Origin of the sequence: Streptomyces sodiiphilus (genome assembly GCF_039529215.1) — a bacterium.
Taxonomy (GTDB): domain Bacteria; phylum Actinomycetota; class Actinomycetes; order Streptomycetales; family Streptomycetaceae; genus Streptomyces; species Streptomyces sodiiphilus.
In genome coordinates this window covers 1-4,986 of record NZ_BAAAMJ010000085.1, presented here as the reverse complement: position 1 = coordinate 4,986, position 4,986 = coordinate 1, and the positions used below count along the sequence as shown (strand labels likewise).

Sequence of the window (4,986 nt, the reverse complement as noted above, 5' to 3'; positions counted from 1 at the left end):
CGGCCTCCCGCGCCGTCTCGAAGACGGCCGCCGCCGCCCGGGCGGCGTCCTCCCCGGCCAGCGCCGCGCGGGCGGGGACGGCCCGGGGGCCGGAGCCGTCCAGCCATCCGTCGCGTACCGCTCCGGCGGTCTCCTCCTCGGCCTCGGCCAGACGCTGGCGGAGGTGGTCCGCCTCGCTGCGGGCCCGCTGGCTCTCGGTGGCGGCAGAGGTGGCATCCCGGTGGGCGGCCTCGGCGGCTTCCTGGAGGACGGCTGAGCGCTCCTCGTGCTCCGCGGCCGCCCGCTCCCCCCGTTCGGCGGCCGCCTGCAGCGCCCGCACGAGATCGGCGGCGGCCCGGCCACGGGCGGCGAGCGCGGGAGCGGCGTCGCGTTCGGCTTCCTGGATGGCGGCGGCCACCCGGGCGACGCGGTCGGCGGCGGCACGATGCTGGAGCAAGGTCTCCGCCGCCTGCCAGGCTGCCTGCGCGGTACGGGCGTCGGCCAGCTCACGGCGTTGTGCGGCGGCCTCCTTCTCGGCGGCGGCGAGAGCCAGTGAGGCGTGCCGGTAGGCGAGTTCGGCGGCGACCAGGGCGGCCCTGTCCCTGGCCCGGCCGGCAGCGGTCACCGCTTGCCCGGCGTCGGCGGCCCGCTCTTCCAGAAGCCCGGCGCTGCGCTGCTCGGCGGCCGCCCGGGCCGCCAGCCGGTTCGCGAGGGCGCGGGCGCGGCGTTCGGCACCGGCGTGCACCGCCCGTGCCCGCTCACGCCGTGCTGCCGCGCCGGTGATCCGCTCCAGGAGATCCAGCGCCCCTTCGGTGAAGTCGCGTTCGGCGGCGAGCTCCGCCCGGCGGCCGAGTTTGTGCGCGAAACCGTGCACCAGGTCGGCCAGCCCGTCGGTGTCCCGGGTGTCGGTGACGGCCCGCAGCAGCAGGTCGGTGAAGTCGGAGTCGTTCTTCACCGCGAACAGCCCCGCGGCCTCCCCCTCGTCCGCGTTCATCTCCCGCTGGTACCGGAAGAGTTCGGGGTCGAGCCCGAGCCGGCCCAGGTGCTCGGTCCAGCGCTCGTGCCGTTCCTCCCACACCACGTCCAGGTTCGGGTAGGCCTTGCCCGTCTCGGTCAGGACGTCACGGAACCCCTTCATGGTGCGGCGCCTGCCGCGGGCCGCGGAGGTGCCCTCCGGCACCTGCCCGGCCGTCCGCAGCGCCGTGGCCTCGGCGACCGGCAGCGAGTCCAGGCTCATCCCCGGTCCGGGACGGAAGGAGTACCAGGCCTCGGCGAACTTGCGCGGGTCGCTGGAGACCTGCCGGCCGCGCCATTCGCTGACCTTTCCGACCACGACGGTCTCGCCGGTGACGGTGTGCTGCCATTCCAGGGCGACGTGCCCGCAGTCGTCGGCCAACAGGAACTTGCGCAGCACTCCGGAGCTGGCCCCGCCCAGGGTGTTGCGGTGCCCGGGGAGCATCACCGAGAAGATCAGCTTCAGCAGGACGGACTTGCCGCCGCCGTTCTCCAGGAAGAGCACGCCCGCAGGGGCCGGCCGGCGGGGCGGCCCGGCCGGCTCCTCCTCGAAGAAGTCCGCCTGGGCGGGGGCGGGCGCCGGGACAGGGGCACCGACACCGCGCAGATCCAGCACGGTGTCGGCGTACCGGGCGCCGGCCGGGCCGATGGAGTAGAGGCGGACCCGGGACAGCTCGTACATGGCAGGGGGACTCTCGTGGGTGCGGAAGGTCGGGAGGTCGGGGATTCGGCTGAGGGAGGCTGCGGGCGTCAGCCGTGAAAGGGAAGGCCGGCCCCCTCCACCGGCCCGAGGTCCTCCGGCGGGGGCAGCAGGCTGGCACGGCCGTCGGTGACCGGGACGACGCCCAGTTCCAGCAATTCGGCCATGGCGGCGCCGGCGGCCATGTCGCGCACCTGCAGCTGGTAACGGGCGGTGGTCCGGTACGTTCCGCCGCCCTCGTCGCCGGTGCGCTGCAGAAAGCCTGAGTCGGCGAGGAAGGTCACCGCCCTGGCGATGATGCCGGTGGTCGACCCCGACAGCCGGCGGGCGTCCTTGGTGGCGCCGGTGGCACTGCGCCGGGCGTAGACCCGCCAGGCCGCCTCCAGGCCGGGGCTCCCGGTGGCGGGATCGGTGTTGTCACCCTGCTCGGCGGCCCGCTCCTCCAGGCGCCGGCACACCTGGCGGACGAAGGCATCGACTCCGTTGACGCTCACGCGGCCCAGGTAGCCGTCGTCGGCGAGATCCTCGGGCCGCGGGAAGGCCAGCGCGGCCACCGCGAGGTGGGCGAGACCGTGCAGGAAGCGGTCGGCCGATTCGGAGGAGGTCCGGCGGGCGTACTCCCCCATCCGGACGGCGAAGACGGAATCCTCCGCAGCGGCGAGCGCCATGCCCGCCCGCAGCGAGACCTCCAGCACGACCAGGCCGAGGCCGGCCGCCACCGCGTCCGCCAGCCGGGCGAAGGCGGGATTCTCCTGGTACGTCCGCAGCAGCGCGGCGTACTCGGCGTCCCGCGCGGGAAGCAGCTTCGGCTGGAGCCCGAAGGACACCAGCCGGGCGGCGTCGGCGGCGTCCGCCGGCGTGACGGCGCCGCGCTCCGCGGCCCGGGACACGGTGCCCTGGGCCGGTGCGGACGGGGGCGGGGTGCCGTTCTCGATCACGGCCGGTGTGCTCCTCACAGAGTCGGACTGGGGCGGGCGGCCGGCCGTCGGGCAGGCGGCACGGCCGGTCATGGTGTGCTCTCGGCGCGGGCCGCCGCCATCCCTGCCGAGTCCAGCTCGGCGGTTCCGACGATCAGGTCGGCTCCCCCGAGCTCGGGATCCCGCAGTTCGGTGCCGTCGTCGACGGCGAACAGCAGTCGCCGTTCACCCTGCCGGTAGGCGGTGCCGACCGGCGGACTGGCGGCGTGCACGGCCAGCAGCGCGACCAGTTGCGGAAGGTCCGGGTCCCGTCGCCGGGCCTCGGCCAGCAGCCCGGACAGCCGGCGCGGGGCGTCCGGCGGCAGGGCCAGCAGCTCGGTGGCCGCCGCCAGTTGCTCCTCGCTGAACCTGCTGTCGTCCGGGGTGGCCACCAGGTCCGGTTCGGGCAGCTCCGCGCCGAGGTGGTCGCGCGGGGCGGGCGGCGTCAGCAGCAGCTCGGTCAGGTCCCCCAGCCTCAGGGCCGCCGGAGGGCGTGGTCCGGTGCCCCGGGCGAAGAAAGCGTCGGTCACCCGGAGGGCCTCCTCCAGCGGGAGGGGCAGCAGGGGTGCCAGCAGCTGGCCGTACAGGTCGGTGCCGGCGCGGGCGGCCGGCGGCGCGAACGCCTGCCGGTCCTGTTCGGCGCGGAAGAGCGGCCCGGCCTCCAGGAGTCTGGCCTGGAGCTGCGTGTGCCGGCGGATGCAGTCCTTGACGATGTCGACCAGCTCGGCCGCCCGCAGCCGGTGGTCCGGTCCGCGGGCCTCCGCCGCCTCGTCACGGGCCCGCCGGATGTGGGTGAGGATGGCGTTCTCGTGCCGGTAGCGCTCGGAGATGTGGTCCAGCGCCTCGCCGATCATGTCGGGGACGGTCCGCAGCCAGTCGACGGCCCGGACGTTGCGCCGGGTGGCCTCCAGGGTCCGCCGCAGCGTCTCGGCGTACTGGACGGTGCGGTAGCGGGCCTGCTCGGCGGCGATCTGGGCATCCGCGAGCCGCCCGCGCTCGACCAGCACCTCCAGCTTGACCTCGGCGGCGATCTGGGCGCTGGTGACGTCGGTGTCCAGAGCCCCGACCAGGACGTTGACGGCCTCGTCGGTGGTGCGCAGATAGACTCCGCCGCCCGGGCCGGGCACCTCCTCGACGAGTTTGAAGTCGTAGTCGCGGCGCACGTAGGAGCCGTCCGGACCGAAGGTTCCGTAGACCGCCCTGAACCCGCGGTCGGCGCTGCCGACGTTGATGAGGTTCTCCAGCACCCAGCGGGCCACCCGCTCGTGATCGGCCGCCGGGCGGGTGGGTGCCTGGGCCGCGACCCGTGGGAGAAGCCGGGAGACGACGTCGTCGTGATCGGCCCCGGCGTCGAAGTCCATGCTGAGGGTGATCAGGTCGATCGCGGCCAGGGCCACCTCTGCCATGGAGTAGGTGGTGTACTCGCCGGCCAGATTCGCCTTGCGGGCGTCCAGGTCGTGCAGGGGCGCGGTGCAGGCCAGTGCGCGCAGCCGACGGGCGAGCCCTTCGTCGGCCGCGGGCCCCGGGGCGGGCCGGGCGGGTACGGAGGGCGGGCCGGCCGGCGGGCCGTTCCGGGAGACGTGCACGGTCACGACGGACACATTAAGCGCTGGAGGCGACAGTGGCCGAAACAGCACGGATGCGGCAATGCCGCCGCCCGCGCCGCCGGGCTGGTATATCGGGTTGATGGACACAGTGACGGTTTCCCGGGACGGCGGCGGCGCTCCGGGCGACCGGCCGCCACGGCTGTGGCCGTTGGCCGCCCTGGCCCTTCTCGTGGTGGCCTGCGCGCTGACCGGCGTCCTGCCGCGCTGGCCCGGGCTGCCGCACCTGGTGGCGCTGCCTCCTGCGGACCTGTTCGCCGACCTGCGGGTGCTGCTGGCACGGGCCCGGTCCCTGCCGGAGTTCGCCGTGCTGCTGCTGGCCGTTCTCACGGTGCGGCTGACGGTGCTCAGCATGCTGCTGGGCGGGCTCAGCCGGGAGCGGATCCAGTTCTCGCTGCTCTTCTACGCGGTCAGCGCGCCGCTTCTGCTGCTGGCCGCGCAACTGGAGTTCATGGCCCAGGCGGTACTGTACGCGCGGCTGTTCTGGCCCGCCCTCGGGCTGTTCGCTCTCGTCTGGTTCCTGGCTGCTCCGCTGCCCTGGCAGCGTTCGGCCCGGCTGCGGACCGCCGTCCGGCGGTCGTGGCGGCACGGTCTGCGGATCGCGGTCCTGCTGCCGTACGCTCTGGTACTGATCCTCATCGGCGCGGCAGCCGGCCTGTGGCCGTGGCTGACGACGGCGCTGGTCCCGGTGTCGGCGGTGGCGACCGCGGCCGCCGCCACGGCCCTGGCCCGG

2 protein-coding genes and 2 pseudogenes are annotated in these 4,986 nt (G+C 75.0%); 1 reads left to right on the top strand and 3 read right to left on the bottom strand.

From position 1 onward, the window contains the following. The 3 genes and pseudogenes from ABD299_RS24275 to ABD299_RS24265 form a co-directional block, all read right to left on the bottom strand. A pseudogene (locus tag ABD299_RS24275) lies at positions 1-1,675 on the bottom strand (hypothetical protein); the annotation flags it as partial. Positions 1,676-1,743: 68 nt separating this feature from the next. Next, positions 1,744-2,631, bottom strand: coding sequence for a hypothetical protein (locus tag ABD299_RS24270; protein ID WP_344266723.1), 888 nt, complete (start codon positions 2,629-2,631; stop codon positions 1,744-1,746). 68 nt (positions 2,632-2,699) lie between these two features. Continuing rightward, complete coding sequence (locus ABD299_RS24265) at positions 2,700-4,241, bottom strand: hypothetical protein (RefSeq protein WP_425581414.1); 1,542 nt, start codon at positions 4,239-4,241, stop codon at positions 2,700-2,702. A 94-nt stretch (positions 4,242-4,335) separates the two neighbouring features. On the opposite strand from ABD299_RS24265, the pseudogene ABD299_RS24260 reads away from it, so the two are divergent. Beyond that, a pseudogene (locus tag ABD299_RS24260) lies at positions 4,336-4,986 on the top strand (hypothetical protein); the annotation flags it as partial.